The 20802-nt window shown below is 40.3% G+C and carries 15 protein-coding genes and 1 tRNA gene; 12 read left to right on the top strand and 4 right to left on the bottom strand.

What is annotated here, in order from left to right; translation table 11 throughout:
* Window positions 1-71 precede the first annotated feature (71 nt).
* Window positions 72-995 (bottom strand): lipoyl synthase, encoded by a 924-nt coding sequence (lipA, locus tag H6G76_RS02890; RefSeq protein ID WP_190695119.1) that lies wholly within the window; start codon window positions 993-995, stop codon window positions 72-74.
* 244 nt (window positions 996-1239) lie between these two features.
* On the opposite strand from lipA, the gene H6G76_RS02895 reads away from it, so the two are divergent.
* Window positions 1240-1890: a response regulator gene (locus H6G76_RS02895; protein WP_190695121.1), complete on the top strand. Its 651-nt coding sequence runs from the start codon at window positions 1240-1242 to the stop codon at window positions 1888-1890.
* An 821-nt stretch (window positions 1891-2711) separates the two neighbouring features.
* Here H6G76_RS02895 and mnmA read toward each other — a convergent pair.
* Window positions 2712-3767, bottom strand: a complete 1056-nt coding sequence (mnmA, locus tag H6G76_RS02900) for a tRNA 2-thiouridine(34) synthase MnmA (protein WP_190695123.1) — start codon at window positions 3765-3767, stop codon at window positions 2712-2714.
* Window positions 3768-4041: 274 nt separating this feature from the next.
* Between mnmA and H6G76_RS02905 the strand changes: the two genes are divergently transcribed.
* The 11 genes from H6G76_RS02905 to ftsH2 all read left to right on the top strand — a co-directional run bounded on the left by H6G76_RS02905 (window position 4042) and on the right by ftsH2 (window position 16879).
* Window positions 4042-4230 (top strand): DUF4089 domain-containing protein, encoded by a 189-nt coding sequence (locus H6G76_RS02905; RefSeq protein WP_190695125.1) that lies wholly within the window; start codon window positions 4042-4044, stop codon window positions 4228-4230.
* A gap of 99 nt (window positions 4231-4329) precedes the next feature.
* Window positions 4330-4953 (top strand): DUF4328 domain-containing protein, encoded by a 624-nt coding sequence (locus tag H6G76_RS02910; RefSeq protein ID WP_190695127.1) that lies wholly within the window; start codon window positions 4330-4332, stop codon window positions 4951-4953.
* Between the two features lie 3 nt (window positions 4954-4956).
* Window positions 4957-6345, top strand: a complete 1389-nt coding sequence (locus H6G76_RS02915) for an AtzE family amidohydrolase (RefSeq protein ID WP_190695129.1) — start codon at window positions 4957-4959, stop codon at window positions 6343-6345.
* A 27-nt stretch (window positions 6346-6372) separates the two neighbouring features.
* A complete protein-coding gene (locus tag H6G76_RS02920; RefSeq protein WP_190695131.1) occupies window positions 6373-6816 on the top strand; it encodes a GNAT family N-acetyltransferase in 444 nt (147 codons plus the stop codon).
* 292 nt (window positions 6817-7108) lie between these two features.
* On the top strand, window positions 7109-8278 hold the full coding sequence (locus H6G76_RS02925) for an esterase-like activity of phytase family protein (RefSeq protein WP_190695133.1): 1170 nt from the start codon (window positions 7109-7111) through the stop codon (window positions 8276-8278).
* Window positions 8279-8624: 346 nt separating this feature from the next.
* Window positions 8625-10220, top strand: coding sequence for a serine/threonine-protein kinase (locus tag H6G76_RS02930; protein ID WP_190695135.1), 1596 nt, complete (start codon window positions 8625-8627; stop codon window positions 10218-10220).
* A 44-nt stretch (window positions 10221-10264) separates the two neighbouring features.
* Window positions 10265-11791 (top strand): protein kinase domain-containing protein, encoded by a 1527-nt coding sequence (locus tag H6G76_RS02935; RefSeq protein WP_190695137.1) that lies wholly within the window; start codon window positions 10265-10267, stop codon window positions 11789-11791.
* Between the two features lie 151 nt (window positions 11792-11942).
* A tRNA-Asp gene (locus H6G76_RS02940) sits at window positions 11943-12016 on the top strand.
* Window positions 12017-12248: 232 nt separating this feature from the next.
* A complete protein-coding gene (gene gltX, locus H6G76_RS02945; RefSeq protein ID WP_190695139.1) occupies window positions 12249-13688 on the top strand; it encodes a glutamate--tRNA ligase in 1440 nt (479 codons plus the stop codon).
* Window positions 13689-13888: 200 nt separating this feature from the next.
* A complete protein-coding gene (locus tag H6G76_RS02950) occupies window positions 13889-14383 on the top strand; it encodes a hypothetical protein (RefSeq protein WP_190695141.1) in 495 nt (164 codons plus the stop codon).
* Window positions 14384-14992: 609 nt separating this feature from the next.
* Window positions 14993-16879: an ATP-dependent zinc metalloprotease FtsH2 gene (gene ftsH2 / locus H6G76_RS02955; RefSeq protein ID WP_190695143.1), complete on the top strand. Its 1887-nt coding sequence runs from the start codon at window positions 14993-14995 to the stop codon at window positions 16877-16879.
* Between the two features lie 261 nt (window positions 16880-17140).
* On the opposite strand, the gene H6G76_RS02960 is transcribed toward ftsH2, so the two are convergent.
* Window positions 17141-17434 (bottom strand): DUF4278 domain-containing protein, encoded by a 294-nt coding sequence (locus H6G76_RS02960; RefSeq protein WP_190695145.1) that lies wholly within the window; start codon window positions 17432-17434, stop codon window positions 17141-17143.
* A gap of 371 nt (window positions 17435-17805) precedes the next feature.
* Entirely contained in the window at window positions 17806-20751 is a 2946-nt protein-coding gene (locus tag H6G76_RS02965) for an EAL domain-containing protein (protein WP_190695147.1), read from the bottom strand.
* Between the last annotated feature and the right edge of the window lie 51 nt (window positions 20752-20802).

Here is a 20802-nt window from a genome sequence, read left to right on the forward strand (position 1 = left end):
CAGGGTAGAGGGGCAGAGGTGCGGGGGGCAGAGGAAAGTAACTAATGACAAATGACTAATGAACAAGCATTTCAGACTTCAGACTTCTCACTTGTCTCTTCTCCTGCGTGGTAAGAACTGCGAACTAGCGGCCCGGAACGGACATGGCTGAAACCCATTTTCCATGCTAGGCTGCCCAGTTCATCAAATTCCTTCGGAGTCCAGTATTTTTGTACTGGCAGATGTTCTAAGGAAGGGCGCATATATTGACCAATTGTTAAGCGATCGCATCCTACAGATCTTAAATCTGCCATTGTTTGGATAACTTCTTCTACTGTTTCTCCATGTCCCAGCATTAAACCTGACTTTGTGGGAATAGTCGGGTCAATTTCTTTAACTATAGCCAAGACTCGGAGCGAGCGATCGTATTTTGCTCCCCGACGTACTCTGCTAGTTAACCTTTGTACTGTTTCAATATTGTGATTAAAACAAGCTGGCTTGGCCTTGACTATCATCTCTAGCCGTTGGCGTTGTCCGGCTTCTCCCGCACCTGCACCACCCCAAAAATCAGGAGTTAATACTTCAATCTGAGTTTCTAGATTTAATTCCCTGATAGCTGCCATTGTTTTTACAAAATGGCCTGCACCTTGATCTGGCAAGTCATCCCGTGCTACAGAAGTCAAAACTACATAACGCAATCCTAAAAGCTGTACCGACTCGGCTACCTTTTGTGGTTCTTCTAAATCAAGAGGCATTGGTGCATGACCTTTATCCACTTGACAAAAGGCACAAGCACGGGTGCAGGTTGGCCCCATAAGTAAGAAAGTTGCCGTTTTTTGGGCGTAGCACTCTCCCCTGTTTGGGCAACGTCCCTCTTCACAGATGGTGTGAATTTGACGCTGCTTAATAATGCGTTGCACCGTAGAAATTTCGCTGGCTTTGCCAATAGAGCGACGTAACCAGCTAGGCATAGCGATAATCTCTGACTTAAATTGGGCTGGTTGTAACGGAGTCATAAGTATCTCAGGAAAATCCAAAAATAGTGTTCTACATCAAGCAAGATTTAAGCCTTAAATATCACCATGACACAAATTGCTAATACTACGGAGGTAAGTTTTATAGAACACTGGCAATAAAGCCATTTATACCGAAATATACTATCCCCCAATTCATCATAAATTTGGATATAGTAAGAGGACTTTCAAAGTCAAGTGGCGTAAGCCGTTATTCAATTTAAATTTTCTGTTAGAGTAACCAGTCGTGGCAAACAAAATTTTAGTTATTGATGACACTACCGTTGTTAGAGTTAAAGTTAGAGAAATGTTGCCTCCGGGCAATTTCGAGGTATTAGAAGCTAAAGACGGAGTCGAAGGGCTTAATTTTATCCGTCAAGAAAAGCTCAGTTTGATTATGTTAGATTTCTTACTACCCAAAATGAGTGGCTGGGAAGTTTTTCAACAAATTCAAGCCCACCCAGAGTTAAGAAAGATTCCCTTAGTAATCATGTCGGGTCGCAAGGAAGAAGTGACCGAAAAAATCCCTGCACCTTTTGAATACTTTGAATTCCTGGGTAAACCATTTGATAAAAAACAATTAATTGATGCTATTAAATTAGCAATGGCTAAAGCCAAGCTACCCCGTCCAGAACCCGCTTTGGTAGGAGCAGTTGCCGCTAAAAATATCAGTAGTACAACTACGCATACTAGTACAGAGGTGATCGCTGATCATGCTACAGTAGCCACAGTCAGTGTTGAAAAGACTGCCTCAGCAACAAAATCTGAAACTGAAGCCACTTCTTTAGCAGAAATCCAAGCATTGAATGAGAAAATAGTTAAAATGCAAGCTGAGATTGAAGGCTTGAAAAAACAGTTGGCTCAGGTAGTAACTTTTATTAAGCAGAAAGTTAAGTAGTATTTGCTCCTATTTTTCTTTGTGTGTATTTAATAGTTTGTTGTCAAATAATTACTCAGTCAATATTGCTTCTAAATAGTAATTTGAACTAGTACCATCTGTAAAAAGTACAAATAGTAACTAAGTTTTTTTGTAATGTAATATAATTAGTGCTTACCAATACTAAAAAATATTACTTCTTGGATAAATTATGTATGGAGTGCATATAATTAACCTACCTAATATTTAATGAGCCGAACTAGTATATTGGAAAGGCAAGCTTATCTTAAGTTAGTGACGGTTATTTATCTATTAGCTGATAGAGCGATAAAATGCAACTTCATACATAATTTGTATGAGTAACTTGCTTAAATTAGTTTATGTTTGCTCCTCATAGCATTCGACAATTAAATAGAAAATACTTTAGTTTATAGATATTCCAGTCAAAATACAGCAGGAAACAGGCAATAGGCAATAGGCAATAGGGGTGAAAGCCTGTTGGTATATGGCTTTGTTCTTAAAATCTGTATCTCATTTACCTGCAATGTGCTGTAAGTATGATATAGGAATCATATTTGATTTCTAAAAAAATCAGTAAGCTCAGATAAGGCTTCTTTCCTACTCTCTACGCCATGTCTACACAAGTAAATTCGGAAATTAAACCGGATTTATATGATTAAGCTTTGCTAACTAAATAAAAACTGGGATGCGCCTATAATTATCACGATTTATGGAGTGACTGAGCTTGCAAACTAAGCGATCGCAACCACAAACCTAACATCATGAATAAAATACCCCTACTCAGTCACGAGTAAGAGTATTTTGAAAAAGAAATTTTAAATTTAACTAAATTGCTCAATAATTCCGCCGCCTAAAACTTTTTCGCCGTCGTACCACACCGCAGCTTGTCCAGGTGTAATACTAAATTGGGGTTCATCAAATACTAAGCGGACGCGGGAATTTCCCAAAGGAATTACTGTCACGGGTACAGGCGTAGAACGGTAGCGGACTTGCACTTCGGCGTGAATTGGAGTGGCTGGTTCAGCCATAGAAACCCAATTGACCCGCCCTACTGTACATTCTGGCTGAGTTACCTTAGTGCGATCGCCCACCACTACACGATTATTTACAGCATCTAATTCAACTACATATAACGGTTCAGCCGCCGCAATTCCCAAACCTTTGCGCTGACCAATGGTGTAGTGATGGACACCATCATGCTGTCCTAAAACTTTGCCTGTAGTGTCAACAATATCGCCTTTTTTGGGAGCAAGATATTTATCTAAAAATGCCCGCATGGAACCGTTGCTTTCTACTAAGCACAGGTCTTGACTCTCAGGCTTATCGGCGGTTTTTAAACCGTATTCATTAGCAATTCGGCGCGTGTCAGCTTTTTGCAGTTCACCCAAGGGAAATACGGAAGCTGCTAGTAAATCTTGAGACAAATCATACAAAAAGTAAGACTGGTCTTTGTTGCGATCAACTGCTCTTAATAATTGGTAACGCCCAGTTGTTTCGTCATAATTAATCCGGGCATAATGACCCGTGGCAATGCGATCGCATCCCAATTGTTCACGGGCATACTCTACCATTGGCCCAAACTTTACCGTTTTATTACACTGTGAGCAAGGCAACGGTGTGATTCCCGCACTATAACCAGACACTAAATAATCAACGATATTTGTCTGAAAGACATCCCGAATATCGACAACTTGATGGGGAATTCCCAACTGTTCGCAAATATAAGCCGCGTCGATCATTCCTTCAGAGCAACATTGCCCTTTGCCTTTCATTAGCCAAAGGGTTAAACCAATCACTTCATAGCCCTGATTGTGCAGGATAGCAGCAGCAGTGGAACTGTCAACGCCACCGGAAAGACCAACGACAACTTTTTTCATATGTCTATATTTTTTTAAGCTAGCAGCAGCTGGCGACAGAGATTAAAACCAATAATTTCATTACTCAAGGTGCTAGTAGAGGCTTTTCATACAAGCACAATACGGCAGCTGCGCGACTGCTAAATTATAGCATATATATCTCAAACCCTTGGTAATTAAGCACTTGAGCTAGTCACTGAATAATTAGTAATCCGTAATTACAGTAGCTCACAACAGAGTATCGCTAATTAAACATCCAAGTTAAACTAATCCCCAAGTATGCAAAACAACAGAAATGGAAAGTCAAAGTTTTGATGTGGGTGAATATGTTGAGCAAATGTCCTTATTGTTGGACTTGGAAATAAAAGATGAGTATCGTGATGGGGTGGTAGCAAATTTTGAGAGAATTAAAGCGATCGCTCAACTCGTCAATTCTTTTCCCCTACCTGAAGAAATCGAAGCTGCACCCATATTTGAACCTTAGTATGCTAGTGCTTACTTTGATACTTTAGTAAAGTCACTGAGTTTTAAATATCACTAGTAAGCTTAAGATATTAGCCGACATTGCTATTGGAAATATGACATGAATAATTTCAATGCGGCTTCCTTGAAGTCTGCGAGTGTCGGTAAATTATTATTGCGTTTACTGTGGGTACGTTTAGGTTTTGCTGGTGTTGCTGTTCTATTCTCTTTGTTGGACGTGATAGCAAAACCAATTTATCAACTAGTGGCAGGAATAGATGGACTAATATCAATAGTTGCGTTGATTATTAATATAATTTCAGTTATTCTTTTTTTGATTTGGCTTCATCGGCTTCATGCTGATTTAAAAAATCTTTTTCAGGAATACCCTATTACACCAGGAGGTGCAGTAGCAAGATTTTTAATTCCTGTATACAACATTTGGGGAATGGCAAATGTTTTATCCACCTTTGCTGATAAATTTAAGCCAGAAGGTGGTGATTTGACTAGTTTTAGTGAAGAAGTTAGGGCATCCATAGGACTTTTGTATGGTTTTACAATAGTCTCACAAGCTTTGACTCGGTTTCTTTTAAAGGAATCTTTTAACAACCCTCAAAATGAATCTCTTACGGTTTGGTATTTGTTATCTACTGCTTTAGATTTAGGAATCGCTTTTGTTTTGTTACAACTTACAAAAAATATGGGGACTGCTGTTATTCAAAAATCTAAACGCGTTATTGCCTAATATATGGATTTAGACTCAGCCAATGCCTTATCAATAGCAGCCGCCGTGCGCGTTGGTAAACTTAGCGCGGTGGAAGTGATTCAAGCTGCGTTAGCCAAGATTGCGGCGCAAAATAATGAACTTAACTGTTTTACTACTATCACTACAGAAACAGCTTTAGCAGATGCGGCGCGAATTGATAGAGAAATAGCCCAAGGTAATCATCCTGGATTATTGGCTGGTGTGCCGTTTGCTGTCAAAAATCTTTTTGATATTGCTGGTTTAACAACCTTAGCTGGTTCAAAAATTAATGCCGAAAATCCTCCCGCCAGCCAAGATGCAACAGCAGTGGCGAAGTTGAAAAAAGCTGGTGCTGTGTTGGTTGGTGCTTTAAATATGGATGAGTACGCCTATGGATTTGTTACAGAAAACTCCCATTATGGTGCTACTCATAATCCTCATGATTTACAAAGAGTAGCTGGTGGTTCTTCCGGTGGTTCTGCGGCGACGGTGGCGGCTGGGTTGGTTCCATTCACACTAGGTTCAGATACTAATGGTTCAATTCGCGTACCTGCGGCTTTGTGCGGTGTGTTTGGTTTCAAACCAACTTACGGACGCTCATCTCGTGCGGGGGTCGCTTTATTTTCTAGTAGTTTTGACCACATTGGGCCATTTGCCCGTTCTGTACAAGATATCGCTACAGTATTTGATGTGCTGCAAGGAGAAGATAATCGCGATCCAATTTGTACAAAACGTCCTCCGGAATTTTGCTTACCACAACTCAATCAAGATATATCTAATATTAGAATTGCCATTGCAGATGATTATTTTGTTCAAGGTGCAGCACCAGAAGCATTAGAAGCAGTTCAAATCGTAGCAGAGGCTTTAGGTGTAACTGAATATGTCACGATACCAGAAGCAAAACGCGCCCGTGCAGCTGCTTTTGTGATTACAGCTAGTGAAGGGGCAAATCTGCATTTAGATAAATTAAAAGTGCGTCCGCAAGATTTTGACCCCGCAACACGCGATCGCTTTTTGGCTGGGGCATTAATTCCTAGTAGCTGGTATTTGCAAGCACAACGGTTTCGGCGATGGTACCGCGATCGCATCCGAGAAGTTTTTCAAAATGTAGATATAATTCTTGCACCAACCACACCAATTTCAGCACCATTGATTGGTCAGCAAACAATGATTTTAGATGGTGAAGAAATTCTGGTTCGTCCCCATCTAGGGTTATTTACACAACCGTTATCTTTTATTGGGTTACCTGTTTTATCAGTACCAATTCAACGTTCTCATGCTTTACCTTTGGGTGTGCAATTAATAGCCGCACCTTACAATGAAGCATTGATATTACGGGTAGCAAATGTGTTAGAGAAGCAAGGTGTAGTTACCGCATCAGTAGTAGAATAAATCAGATTTAAGAAACCAGAAAAGCAGATGAAAGTTTTCTTAGCTAATAGTGTGCATCTGGAAGGTTTGGCAATATTATTTGATAATTACCGTATTTTTTACAATCAGACATCAGATATTAAAGCTGCCAGAAACTTTCTGCAAGAACGTTTTCAGAATAATGACTCCTTAGTATTTGCAGTTAAGGATAATGAAGAAATAGTTGGTTTCACTCAGCTTTATCCCAGCTTTTCTTCAGTGTCGATGAAGCGAGTATGGATATTAAATGACTTGTTTGTGCAAGAATCATATCGCCGAAAGAAAGTGGCAACATTATTAATCAATACTGCACAAGAATATGTAAAACAAAGTGGAGCAATTAGAGTTATTTTAGCAACTCATTTTTCTAACATAACTGCTCAAAAACTTTATGAATCACAAGGATATACTAAGAATACAGAATTTTATCATTACGCTTTACGATTGCAGTAGTGGCTTAACACTTTATAATAGTTAAAATCTAGATTTAAGTGTATAGTCTAGACATAAAATACAGCAGACTCAAACACTGACTGGGTTACGGAAATGGTATGGATATATTTCGTACTGTCTGAGAAATGGTAATCAGATAGGATAGCTGATAAAGCCAAGTGAACGTTCGATTTTAGTTTATCATTGCGATCGCCTGCCAGATTTGTTAACTGGAGCAGATATATTGACAGTGTTAGAAAGATAGATTGAACGCTTTCACTTGAGCAAGTATTTGGTTTGTTTTAACGGAACTATGAATCATTCCAAAATTGGGAAATTTCCTAAAATTATTTATTTAGGAATTGCTATTTTAATTATTATTGTTATATTTACCAACCTCTTCAGCGATTCTGTTGAAATTAGTTCCATAGATTTTATTGGAGAAGCAACATTAGCTAAAGGATTAACATTTCAAACAACTGAAGTAGGCGGATTATCAGGAATCACCTACGATGCCAAAAATGACCTTTACTATGCTATTTCCGATGACCGAGGACAAAAAGCTCCAGCCCGTTTCTACACTTTCAAAATCGATTTAAGACAAGGTTCTTTAAAAAGCGGTGGTGTTGTTACTGTCAGCGTGACCATGCTATTAAATAATAATGGTCAAAACTTTCCGGTTGGCGAGACTGATACAGAAGGCATTGCTATAACTGATAAAGATACTGTCTTTATTTCTTCCGAAGGAAATGCAGGCAAATTAATTAATCCTTTCATCCAAGAGTTTTCTTTATCATCTGGTAGAACAATTACAACATTACCCATCCCAAACAAATTCTTGCCAGACAAGAGTGAGCAAAAAGGTATCCGTGATAATTTGGCCTTTGAAAGCTTGACTATTACACCCAATCACAAGTATTTATTTACAGCCACGGAAAATGCCCTCATCCAAGACGGGCCAGCAGCAAAACCCAACTTTGGTACATCTTGCCGAATATTGCAATATAATCTATTCACTCACCAAGCAGAAAAAGAATATTTATACCAAACTGAACCAGTTGCACCATTATTCGACATAACTGGCAAGTTTGCTAGTGGATTACCAGATTTATTAGCTTTAGATAATCAAGGACATTTCTTGAGTTTAGAAAGGTCTTTTACTGGGTTAGGATTTGCTGTTTTTCTGTTTCAGACTTCCTTAGCTGAAGCTGATGATATCCAAAATATCAATAGCCTTTTAGCAGTAAATTCTCAAAGTATCAAACCAGTTGCTAAAAAACTCTTGTTAGATTTACGTACTTTAGACGTTGCTTTAGATAACATTGAAGGGTTAACCCTCGGCCCTTGGCTACCTAATGGACAGCGTTCTTTAATCCTTGTCAGCGATAACAATTTTAACTCTATACAACGTACTCAATTCCTGGCTTTTCAACTCAAAATTGACCCCCCTCTGCTTAGGTGGTTCCGTCGGCTTTTCAATTGATCTTAATAGCTTAAGTTTAGTTAGACACAGCAAGCGATCGCTTCTGGTCATATTTGGGGTTATTACTGCCTTTTGACCGTAGAATCACTGTTATTAGGTACTATAAACCTTCAACTTATTGTTTGTTTAAGTGGATTTCCTCATCCATTTTCTTTCATTAATATGTTACATAATAACTAAGAAATTTTGCCGAGAAATATCCCACATTTTTATTAAACGTTTATATATTATTAAAGTAACTTTTGTAAATCATAAACAAATCTCTAAATTTAGAGTAATTAAGCATGGTTACAATTAAAGCTTGAATAATAGTTTCCAATTATTTTATAGCGTAATATTTCCAAATATGGTAATTCCCAAAACCGAAGTTGATATTTATATTGGAAAGTTTCTAAATAATCGCTATTTAATAAAAGATTTAATTGGCAAAGGCGGGATGGGTAGGGTTTACCTAGCAGAAGATGCAGCTAAAGGTGGTATGTTAGTTGCTATAAAAATCTTAATGCTGAGTCTAGGAAGCCAGCAAATATCTCAACGTTTTGCCAGAGAAATTTTTATTGGCGCGCAGTTAGGCCGTAAAAGCCAAAATATTGTCCGTGTATTAAGTTATGGAATAACGGATGATAAAACACCATTTTATGTTATGGAATATCTTCAAGGTAAAAACTTGAAGCAGATTCTCAAAGTACAACCATTAACACTAGAAAGATTTTTAGATATTTGTTATCAAATTTGTTTAGGATTGCAGTGCGCCCATCAAGGTATTACTCATAAAGGCGAAATATATCCCATCGTTCATCGAGATATCAAACCAGAAAATATATTCATTATTGATGATTATAAACAAGGCGAGATTGTCAAAATTCTAGATTTTGGTATTGCTAAATTTTTAACAGAACGTAGCGGGATGACGCTAACAGATTCTTTTATTGGGAGTTTACCTTACTGTTCTCCCGAACATATGGAAGGACGTAAACTTTTAGATGTACGCTCTGATATTTACAGTTTAGGTGTGTTGATGTTTGAAATGCTGACAGGGAAACATCCATTTCAAACAGATAGTAACTCATTTGGAAGTTGGTATCAGGCTCATCGTTTTCAAGTTCCACCTACACCACAGGAAGTAAACATCCAATTAAAAATACCGCAGGCATTACAAAAATTATTGATGAATTGCCTAGCTAAAGAAGTAACAGATCGTCCACAAACAATTAGTCAAATTTTGGCAATTTTAGATAAAATTAAGCGACAGGTTAATAAGGAAACTGCACCCTTAAATAATAGCTTTCAAGAATTATCTCCTGTAAAACTAATACCAGTAACATCAATATCAGAGAAAGAGTGTTTACAAAAAGTTTGGCCTAAAAATAAACCAATAGCATCTATTGGTTTTCCTTACTTATTACATACAACTCAAGGTATTATTCCTACTTTTTGGGCTATGTTACCCAAACAAGAAATTAATAACTTTTCAGACAAGGCTTATAGTACAGAATTTATTTCTAAAATGAACGTATATCCAATGTTATTATGGGTTACTGTACTATATAATGCCCAACTTTCTATTACTAGGTGGTTATCTTACTTTTTAGATTTAAGAGATAATCGAGGAGAAAAAATAGTGCAGATATTAGCAGATAGAGGCTATTATCATCTACTCTTTTTTGCGCTTGAAGAACCAACACAGTGCGCTCATGTCATGACGTTAACTCTGACAGCCAAGCAAAAACAGCAGTTAACAGATTGGTTAGAATTAGAGCAAAAATCTCATGATGATCTGGCTTCTGAACAAGCTAAAGCTATTTTAAAATCAGAATATCAAAAACTCAAAACAGATATTTTGCAAAAATTAGTAGAAAAACAACAAATTGCCAAAATGGGATTCAGAGTTTGGATTTCTCAGCTATTTGAAAAATTTCTGCAAATTCTCTCACGCTCTTAAAAAATAACAAAGTTTCAATTACGGCAACAGCAGAGGTTGTAAAAGTGAATCAAAACTCATTCATCTCTACACACATTACAGGATTGCTTGCCAATCGTTATCAACTAAAGCAGTTGATTGGTAGTGGTGGCATGGGTGAAGTTTTTTTAGCTGATGATATTTTACTAGGAGGAACACCAGTTGCCGTCAAATTTTTAGCTCAAACTTTCTTTACCTCAAAGATGCAACAAGACTTTGCTCGTGAAGCAATGCTGAGTGCTGCTTTAAGCCAAAAGAGTCTGCATATTGTGCGAGCTTATGACTATGGTGTGAGTGCAGAAGGAAAGCCATTTTATGTAATGGAATATTTAAATGGCAAAAGTTTGAAAGATTTACTGCCGATGCCATTGCCGAAGTTTTTGATTTTAGCACGTCAGATTTGTTTAGGCTTACAATGCGCCCACCAAGGTATTAATATTGATGGCAAAACTTATCCTCTAGTTCATAGAGATATCAAACCTGCAAATATCTTAGTTATTCCCGATCCGATCTTAGGAGAGCTAATCAAAATCCTAGATTTTGGGATTGCTAAATTTATTAATTATGCAAATACAGCTAGTACTAGCAGAGGGTTTAACGGCACTTTGCCATATTGTTCTCCTGAACAGTTAGAAGGAGGAGAAATTGATAGCCGTTCGGATATTTATAGTTTGGGTGTCATGATGTTTGAGATGCTGACAGGTGCTAAACCTTGGCAGCCAGAAACTGATTTATTTGGTGCTTGGTATAAAGCACATCACTTTGAAGCACCCCGAACGATCGCTACTGTCAGCCCTCAACTCAAAATACCACAACAACTTAATAGTTTAATCATGGCTTGCTTGGAAAAAAAACCAAGCGATCGCCCACAAAATGTAGCAGAAATTCTCCAAGTTTTAGGCTGTTTGGAAAAGTCGAGTTGTCAGAGCTTACCTAAACCTTTAGCCTCAAAATACAATCCGCAATTTCCTGTGGGTGCTGAGTTATCTCCCCTCCTCAAAGCTAACTTTGCAAATCTTACATGGCCACAAAATAAACCTATTCAAGAAATTGTCTTTCCCCATCTATTAAATACTCCGCAAGGCACTCTCGGAACACTATGGTTGATGCTACCTAAACAAGAAATTAAAAAACGAGTGTTGTGCCAGCGTTACAACCAATTTATTTTCATCACATCCCCACACCCCATGTTGCTTTGGGTAACACTGCTCTACGATCAAGAAATCGGCCCAAAATGGCTACCCTGCTATTTAGATATGCAAAATCCCCAAAACCAGCAGGTGGTTTATTCGTTGGCAGAACATGGACGCTACCCCTTAATTTGCTTTACTTTAGAAGCTCCTCACAGTTGTATCAATGTTCTCAGCAGTCACATAGTTAACACCCAACGACAAAGGTTAAAACTCTGGGTAGAACAAAGCAAAACTCTACCACCAGCTAATCAAGCTTTATTAAGCAAGAATTTGTTAAAGCAGCAGTATAAACAAATGCAGTCTCGTATCCTACAGCACTTGGCAGCTAAACCACAGGTTTTTGCTACTAGCTCAACTTAAAAAATTACCTTCGCAACCACTTGCATAATTTTGTTTAAATGCTAATATTGTTAATCGTCGAGTAAAAGCCGCAGCTACCAAAGCTCAAGCAAAGAAAAAAACACTTGACAAACCTAAAGAAACGCGCGATAGTAATAAAGTTGCGAATTAAGGGACTGTAGTTCAATTGGTTAGAGCACCGCCCTGTCACGGCGGAAGTTGCGGGTTCGAGCCCCGTCAGTCCCGTTAAAAAAATGAATAATTAATGCTGGCTTCTGATGAAGCAAGTAATCATAACCAGTACCCACATTTTTATTTTAAGTATTTTAAGCAATTGCTCAAAACTCAGCGTTGAGAGAGAAGCTCAAGACCGAGTTATCGAAATACACTCCTGGGGTGTGGCTTGCCACAGACATTTGAACTGAGGTGACTCAGCAATTGTTATATTGATCATGCTTTGTGAAAGAGAGAATTAACTGTGACTGTTAGAGTCCGTATTGCTCCAAGTCCAACTGGAAATTTACATATTGGTACAGCTAGAACTGCTGTATTTAACTGGCTATTTGCCCACCACCACGGGGGTAAGTTTATTCTACGCATTGAAGACACAGACCTAGAGCGATCGCGCCCTGAATACACAGACAATATTCTAGCTGGGTTGTGCTGGCTGGGTCTGAACTGGGATGAAGGCCCGTTTTACCAATCCCAACGATTAGACCTTTACAAAACAGCAGTGCAGAAGCTCTTAGATCAAGGTTTAGCTTATCGCTGCTACACCACCCCGGAAGAATTAGAGGCGTTGCGAGAAGCTCAAAAAGCTAGAAACGAAGCCCCTCGTTACGACAACCGCCACCGTAACCTAACCCCAGAACAAGAAGCGGCTTTCAAAGCAGAAGGGCGTAACTTTGTCATTCGATTCAAAATCGACGATGACCGCGAAATTGTCTGGAATGATCTAGTACGGGAAAAAATGGTTTGGCGGGGTAGTGACCTTGGCGGTGATATGGTAATTGCCCGTGCCTCAGAAGACGGGGTAGGTCAACCCCTATACAACTTTGTGGTTGTGGTCGATGACATCGATATGCAAATCACCCATATTATCCGGGGAGAAGACCACATAGCTAACACCGCCAAACAAATTCTTTTATATGAAGCCTTAGGGGCAACAATCCCTGAGTTTGCCCACTCGCCCCTAATTCTAAATATGGATGGGCGCAAGCTATCTAAGCGAGATGGGGTGACTTCTATTTCGGACTTTCAAAAAATGGGCTTTACGCCAGAAGCTTTAGTAAATTACATGACTCTGTTGGGTTGGTCGTCACCAGAGTCCACCCAAGAAATATTTACTCTAGAAGAAGCTGCCAAGGTATTTAGCTTTGAGCGAGTCAATAAAGCAGGTGCTAAGTTTGACTGGGCAAAACTTGATTGGTTAAACAGTCAATACATCCACCATATGCCAGTGGATAAACTGACAGATTTACTCATCCCTTTTTGGCAAGAAGCTGGATATCAACTAGACGGAGCGAAGGATCGTCCTTGGTTAGAGCAGTTAACTGCTGTGATTGGCCCTAGCCTGACTCGTCTGGTAGAAGCTGTAGAAATGAGTAAAATATTTTTCAGCGAAACTGTAGAATTTAGCGACGAGGGCAGTAAACAACTGCAACAAGAAGGTTCTAGTGCTGTGTTGAGTGCGGTAATTGCTGCCTTAGAAAGTCAACCCGGATTAACAGAAGCCACCGCCCAGGAAATTATTAAACAGGTGGTAAAACAACAGAATGTGAAGAAAGGGTTAGTAATGCGATCGCTCCGCGCCGCCTTAACTGGAGATGTCCACGGCCCCGATCTCATCCAATCCTGGTTACTGTTAAATCAGATTGGTTTAGACAAGCCAAGGTTGAATCAAGCGATTAATTCGTAATTTCTAATTCGTAATTCGTAATTCGTAATTGAGTCTTGACGAATTACGAATTTATTTTTTTGAGATGAAGCAATTACAAGCTACGAGAAATCTTAGCTATCTCATACCAAATTTAAAATAATAGTCAAATCCTCTCTGCTTGGGAACTTACTAGGTAAAATTCGTGTCTTTCAATCCACTGATAAACCTATGTAATTACGATGTCTAAAACATATTTAAATAGAGGGATTAGACTATCTTTGGTGGTAGTGGCTTTTTGTGTCACATTAGTAACAAATACCATAACTAATGCTCAAGAAGCACCAGCAATATTTGGAGATGTAACTCTCAACCACCCATTTTCTCCAGATCCGATGAATGTTAGGGGTATGAGTGGCGGTTCCATCTCTGGAAGCGAAGTTGCCGGCAGGACAGCAACAGCCACAGGCCCATGTACTGGATTTGTGGATGAAGCACCAGACCATACCTTAGAACTCACGACCAAATTTGATTACCTGAAGCTACAAGTGCAGAGTCCTGAGGATGTAACAATGATTGTCAAAGGCCCTGGCGGTACTTGGTGCAATGATGATCTCGATGGTAAAAATCCGGGTATAACTGGTGAGTGGCTACCAGGAAATTATCAAGTTTGGGTAGGTTCTTACGATCAAGGTCAGTATTTCCCCTACACATTAAAAATTACAGAAGTCAAGTAATTTTGGCAGGCTGCATCTAACAAAGGTGCTGTTCTCAGGAGTGTTTTGGTGTTCAATGACTAAGTGGAAATAGGTGTTGAGCCAGATCTCAGAGAATTGGTATAAGTTGAGAAAAGGCATAGCATTGAGGCGCGAGGTGCAGTAGTAGCATTTGATTAAAAATGATTAACTCAGGACTTTTGGAAGCAAAAAGCTTGGCTTTAGGCGGGTTCAGCTTCTTTCTATGCTTTTGGGATTGCTTTTATCGTGCAATGTTGTATTAAAATTAAGTTAAATTTAATTAAGATTCTTGTCAGCGTCGCACAATTATCATAAGGCTGTTGAAGCTTTATGGTTTTTATGGCGATGCACGATTAGACATCAGATTAAACAAAATGGATTAATAAACATCCGTTGCAAACTTAATCTGGGTAACAAGGTGAGGCAGTGCGTTGCGGTGAACCACTTGCGGTGGAAGGGTTTCCCGTCCCCGAAGGGGGTTCCCCCGGTTGAAGCAACTGCCGTGAGGTAAGTAGATTGGGGTTAACTCATCAACGACTGCCAAACCACTTGGTGATTACACCATCGGTTCCTAGAGATAATTAATTGTATTGGCAGAGGCAAATTAAGATGAAATTCTCCTGGAGAGTACTAGTACTCTGGACATTGCCTGCTTTGGTAATTGGCTTTTTCTTCTGGCAAGGAGCATTTGCTAATGTTCCTGCGGATATGGGTAAGAATGCCGCTAATACACGCATGACATACGGCCGCTTTCTCGAATACTTGGATAGCGATCGCGTCACTAGTGTAGATCTGTTTGAAGGCGGCAGAACAGCAATTGTCGAAGCTGTCGATCCTGATATCGAGAATCGGATTCAGAGGTGGCGGGTAGACCTGCCAATTAGCGCACCTGAGTTAATTAGCAAACTCAAAGAAAAACAAATTAGTTTTGATGCTCACCCCATGCGGAATGATGGCGCAATCTGGGGATTGTTGGGTAATCTTATTTTCCCAATTTTATTGATTACCGGATTGTTCTTTTTGTTCCGTCGCTCCAGCAATCTCCCTGGTGGCCCTGGTCAAGCAATGAGCTTTGGTAAATCCAGAGCGCGTTTTCAAATGGAAGCCAAAACTGGCGTAAAATTTGATGACGTGGCTGGTATTGAAGAAGCTAAAGAAGAACTACAAGAAGTCGTCACCTTCTTGAAACAGCCAGAAAGATTTACTGCTGTAGGCGCACGCATTCCCAAAGGTGTGTTGTTGGTTGGGCCTCCAGGTACAGGTAAAACATTACTCGCAAAAGCGATCGCTGGGGAAGCTGGCGTACCTTTCTTCAGTATTTCTGGTTCGGAATTCGTAGAAATGTTCGTGGGTGTGGGTGCTTCTCGCGTCCGTGACCTATTTAAGAAAGCCAAAGATAACGCTCCCTGTATCATCTTCATCGATGAAATCGACGCAGTTGGTAGACAACGGGGTGCAGGTATCGGTGGCGGTAACGATGAACGGGAACAAACCCTCAACCAGTTGCTCACCGAAATGGATGGTTTTGAAGGTAACACAGGCATTATCATTATTGCTGCTACCAACCGTCCCGATGTATTAGATTCAGCCTTGTTACGTCCCGGACGCTTTGACAGACAAGTAACTGTCGATGCACCCGACATCAAAGGACGCTTGGAAATTTTAAGCGTTCATGCACGGAACAAGAAATTAGACCCCAGCGTATCACTAGAAGCGATCGCTCGTCGTACTCCTGGTTTTACTGGTGCTGACTTAGCTAACTTACTCAACGAAGCGGCAATTCTTACCGCTAGAAGACGTAAGGACGCAATCACCCTCCGCGAAATCGACGATGCAGTTGACCGCGTAGTAGCTGGTATGGAAGGTACTCCCTTGGTAGACAGCAAGAGCAAACGCTTAATTGCTTACCACGAAGTTGGACACGCTTTGGTTGGTACTTTGCTTAAAGACCACGACCCCGTACAAAAAGTTACTCTAATTCCACGGGGGCAAGCACAAGGTTTAACTTGGTTTACTCCCAACGAAGAACAAGGATTAATTTCTCGCGGTCAACTAAAAGCCAGAATTACTGGTGCTTTGGGTGGTCGTGCAGCCGAAGAAGTAGTGTTTGGTGCTGCGGAAGTAACAACTGGTGCAGGTGGAGACTTGCAGCAATTGTCTGGAATGGCACGGCAAATGGTAACAAGGTTTGGGATGTCTGATTTAGGGCCTCTGTCCTTAGAAAGCCAACAGGGAGAAGTCTTCTTAGGGCGTGATTGGACAACCCGATCTGAATATTCCGAAGCGATCGCATCTCGGATAGATGCTCAAGTAAGAGCGATCGTAGAAGAATGTTACGATAATGCTAAGAAGCTCATCCGTGAAAATCGCACCGTCACAGATCGCATAGTCGATTTACTCATCGAAAAAGAAACTATTGACGGCGAAGAATTCCGCCAAATTGTTGCTGAGTATACTGATGTGCCTGATAAAGCTCAGTATGTACCACAACTGTAATCATTAACTCTTTTCTGGTTTGTGACCTAGAAATAAGCAACTAAACAACAAAGGGGGATAGTACTTACTATCTCTCTTTTTTTATTTAAATAGTCAAAATTAAAGAGTTAATGATTAGACTTCCGGCAAAAGTCCCTCTTGTAAGTTGGGTTTTCTTGACTGCACTCAAACGAAAAACGCTGTATGTATGCAAGAAGTCTATTGTAGAAATTAACGATAAAGTTAATTTATGTAATTTAATGGCAAGTTATCCTTGAGAAGTTAACTTTCTAAAACTACTGACTCAAGGTTTGCAAAGCTTGCAGCTTGAGAAACTATGGTAACTTCTCTCTGTGCATTTTTGTTGATAATGTAAGTCACACCTCTATACATTAATTTATAAGTTGTTGATAATACAGGAACTTCAGCCGACTTATTATTTGGATCAACATGATAAGTAATCCCCCTGTATCTTAAGTTATAAGGTTTTCCTGAAGGGTGAACTGGCTGAAATGGTTGTTTTGCTTTTTGGCTGGGTTGGTATTCATAAGTCTGTCCCCGATAGTAAAGTTTCATATTGCCTCTAAAATACTTGTTAATAGATTCAACAGGGGCTAATTATAGACTTACGCAAACCCGGAATAAATTTACAATTTTTAACATATATTCCCATACAGTTCAGTTAAGACTCAAACTCTTTGTTAAAGTCATTTTTTAACATAGACCACGTAGCGTCTCCGTCAGGAGAAAAGTACTACAAAGGGTCCAAAGAGGAGGCAGGGCAGCGCGTTCGGTTGCCAGACTTGTACAGCTAAAGCGGAACTCGCAGGGTAGCGACTACCGTCGCCAAGAGAAGAAAAAATTACTAACTGAACCGGATTGACTTATATTCCTATTTAGGCAGAGTGCGATCGCACATACTTTCATCAGTCTCACGTTACCAGGAATTAACTTGAAGAAAAGTGCAAATTAGATGCGATTAATTTATCTACGGATGTGCTATCAAGTGGCTGAGAAAAAATGTATCCTTGGGCGAGTTGGCATTGTTGGTTTTGAAGATGTCTTAATTGCTCTTTTGTTTCTAAACCTTCAGCAATCACATCGATTTTCAGACTCTGTGCTAGGGAAATAATCGCCTGAACAATTTCTAAGTTTTCGCCGTTAGCACCAATCTTGCTGATAAATGAACGGTCAATCTTCAATGCGCTAGAGGGAAAACGGTGCAGGTAACTCAATGATGAATAACCGATGCCAAAATCATCTATATGTAACTGAATATCCATTTGTCTTAATTGCAAAAGCATAGCAGTGGCTGATTCAGAATTTTCCATCAGTACAGTTTCCGTAATCTCTAACTTTAAACTGCTGCCTTCTAGACCAGTCTCTTGGAGAATTTGATGAATTTGCTCAATCAAATGCGGGTGGGAAAACTGTTTACTAGAGATATTGACACTGATGGTTAAGGGTAGGTGAGTCGGATGTCTTAATTGCCAAGTCCGCATCTGATGACAAGCTTCACGTAACACCCAATAACCAATCGGTACAATCATCCCCGTTTCTTCCGCTAACGGAATAAACCTTTCTGGTGAAACAAATCCTAGTTCAGGATGTTGCCAACGCAATAGTGCTTCAAAGCCAGTAATGTGATAAGTTTCTAACGAGACAATTGGTTGATAGTAAACCTGAAATTCCTGGCGTTCAATTGCCCGTCGCAGATCCATTTCTAGCTGTAATAGCTGGGCAGCTTGAGTATACATACTCTCATCAAAGATGGCGTAGCGTGCTTTTCCTGATGCTTTAGCACGATACATGGCAATGTCAGCGTCACGGATGAGTTGTTCTGGATGGTTATAAGTGCTGGTGCTTAAAGCGATACCAATACTGACAGTAGTGTAAACTTCTTTGCCACCAAGATTAAAAGTTTTTGTTAAAGCAGTATTGATTCTAGTAGCTACAAGTATGACATCATTTAAGTCTTTGATATCCTCTAACAGGATCGTGAACTCATCTCCACCTAAACGCGCAACTATATCTCCGACACGCAAACACCTTTCTAATCGCCGCCCCACGGCTATGAGTAATTGATCCCCAATCAAATGACCAAGGCTATCATTAATCACTTTAAAGCGATCCACATCTAAGAACAAAACAGCGAATTTGTAGCCAGAATTAAGTTTTGTTAACTCTAGTGATCGCTCTAACCTTTCTACAAATAAAGCCCGGTTGGGTAGCCCCGTAAGTGAGTCGTGAGAAACATCATGAATTAATTGGGCTTCGGCTTGTTTTTGCTGGGTAATATTTAACACCGTACCAATAAAGCGAAGCGGTCTGCCGTTAGCATCATAGTAGACTTGGCCTTTTGCCCTGACCCAGCGTTCAACTTGATCTTGGAGACCGATTGTGCGATACTCAGTGTCATAAAAGCCACCCGATGCTGGGTTAAATGTATATTGAACAATTCCTTGAAGGCGATCGCGGTCATCGGGATGTAAACCTGCAAAAAATATCTCTGAGGAAATGTAGGCATCGGGCGGTAGCCCAAACATGGCTTTGCAGGCAGTATCCCATTTCAATTCTCCGGTTACCAGATTCCAATCCCAGGTTCCTAATTGGGCAGAGGTAATCGCCATCTGCAAACGGTCTTCATTATCCCGCAGGGCTTTCTCAGACTGTTTGCGATCGCTAATATCCTTGAACAAGATGGCAACTTTGCGTCTCTCTGGCTCCTCAATGGGAAAGGCATAAACATCAAACCAGCGATTCATTGCGTCAGAGCCATTTTCAAAGCGCACAGGTTCGCCCGTGAGAGCAACTCTGCCATAAGTCTCATACCAAAATTCTTCTAGATAGGGAATAAGTTGGCGTGCTGTGTTACCCTCTGCTTGCAGGAGTCCGGTTTGCCGCTCAAATGCCGGGTTAGTTTCTAGAAAACGATAATCTATCGGCTTATTGTTCTCATCAAACAGCATTTCAATCACGCAAAAGCCATCTTCCATCGTTTCAAACAGCGTGCGATAGCGTTCTTCAGATCGACGCAGGGTTTCCTCTGCCTTTTTGCGCTCCGTAATCTCTTCGCAAACGGTATTGATGCCAATCACTCGCTCGCCATCTTTTAACGGCAAAAAGCTTTCTAACCAGATACGTTCTACTCCTGGTTGTGCGGGAGTTTCCCCTCGAATTTCGATGTTTAGTACTGGTTCTCCTGTTTCAAAGATAGGGCGCAGCAGATCTTCGGCAATATCCGCGATGTTAGGCAACAACTCTCGAATCGTCCGTCCAATATGTTCCTCTACAGACAATCCATTGATTTGAGCCAGTCGTTCGTTAATCCGCACAAAGCGCAGATCGGTATCAAGAACGTTCAACCCAATGGGTGCAGACTGGTAGATGCTTTCAATTTCTATCAGTTGCTGTTGCAGCTCTGCCTGGCTTTCCTGTAACTGGGCAGTCCTTTCGGCAACGCGCTGTTCTAATTCTTCGTTGGCACGTTTTAGAGCGGCTTGGGTTTGTTTTTGTTCTGTGATGTCACGAGCAACGCAATACATCACGCCTCTGTCAAGCTGCGGTGATGCTGTCCATGCCAGCCATCGGTAGTAACCATCCTTTGTTCGGTAACGATTTTCAAAATTGAGCGTGGGTGCGCCTGCCTTTACCTTTTCCAGTTCTGCCAGCGAGATGGAGTGGTCGTCTGGATGTACGAAGTCTAAAAACGGACTGGCTAATAATTCTGCTTGCGAGTATCCGAGGATTTGGGTAAACATCGGGTTGATCCGCTTAAAGTAGCCATCCAGACCAACGACTGAAAGTAGATCTAGCGATCGCTCAAAGAAAAAGGCTTCTTCTGATAAAACCAATTTATTCACGATGGAGGCAACAGAATCTTCAAAGGTCATAACAGAGTTTTATTCATAAGAATGCCGAAAATAGAAGTAAGGGTAGTGTAG

This window comes from Nostoc sp. FACHB-152 (assembly GCF_014697475.1).
Taxonomy (GTDB): domain Bacteria; phylum Cyanobacteriota; class Cyanobacteriia; order Cyanobacteriales; family Nostocaceae; genus Nostoc_B.

Bases quoted from the DNA above. Each gene is read 5' to 3' on its own strand.
- lipA (WP_190695119.1), bottom strand. From the start codon at position 995: ATGACTCCGTTACAACCAGCCCAATTTAAGTCAGAGATTATCGCTATG.
- mnmA (WP_190695123.1), bottom strand. From the start codon at position 3,767: ATGAAAAAAGTTGTCGTTGGTCTTTCCGGTGGCGTTGACAGTTCCACT.
- H6G76_RS02905 (WP_190695125.1), top strand. From the start codon at position 4,042: ATGGAAAGTCAAAGTTTTGATGTGGGTGAATATGTTGAGCAAATGTCC.
- H6G76_RS02910 (WP_190695127.1), top strand. From the start codon at position 4,330: ATGAATAATTTCAATGCGGCTTCCTTGAAGTCTGCGAGTGTCGGTAAA.
- H6G76_RS02915 (WP_190695129.1), top strand. From the start codon at position 4,957: ATGGATTTAGACTCAGCCAATGCCTTATCAATAGCAGCCGCCGTGCGC.
- H6G76_RS02920 (WP_190695131.1), top strand. From the start codon at position 6,373: ATGAAAGTTTTCTTAGCTAATAGTGTGCATCTGGAAGGTTTGGCAATA.
- H6G76_RS02925 (WP_190695133.1), top strand. From the start codon at position 7,109: ATGAATCATTCCAAAATTGGGAAATTTCCTAAAATTATTTATTTAGGA.
- H6G76_RS02930 (WP_190695135.1), top strand. From the start codon at position 8,625: ATGGTAATTCCCAAAACCGAAGTTGATATTTATATTGGAAAGTTTCTA.
- H6G76_RS02950 (WP_190695141.1), top strand. From the start codon at position 13,889: ATGTCTAAAACATATTTAAATAGAGGGATTAGACTATCTTTGGTGGTA.
- ftsH2 (WP_190695143.1), top strand. From the start codon at position 14,993: ATGAAATTCTCCTGGAGAGTACTAGTACTCTGGACATTGCCTGCTTTG.
- H6G76_RS02960 (WP_190695145.1), bottom strand. From the start codon at position 17,434: ATGAAACTTTACTATCGGGGACAGACTTATGAATACCAACCCAGCCAA.
- H6G76_RS02965 (WP_190695147.1), bottom strand. From the start codon at position 20,751: ATGACCTTTGAAGATTCTGTTGCCTCCATCGTGAATAAATTGGTTTTA.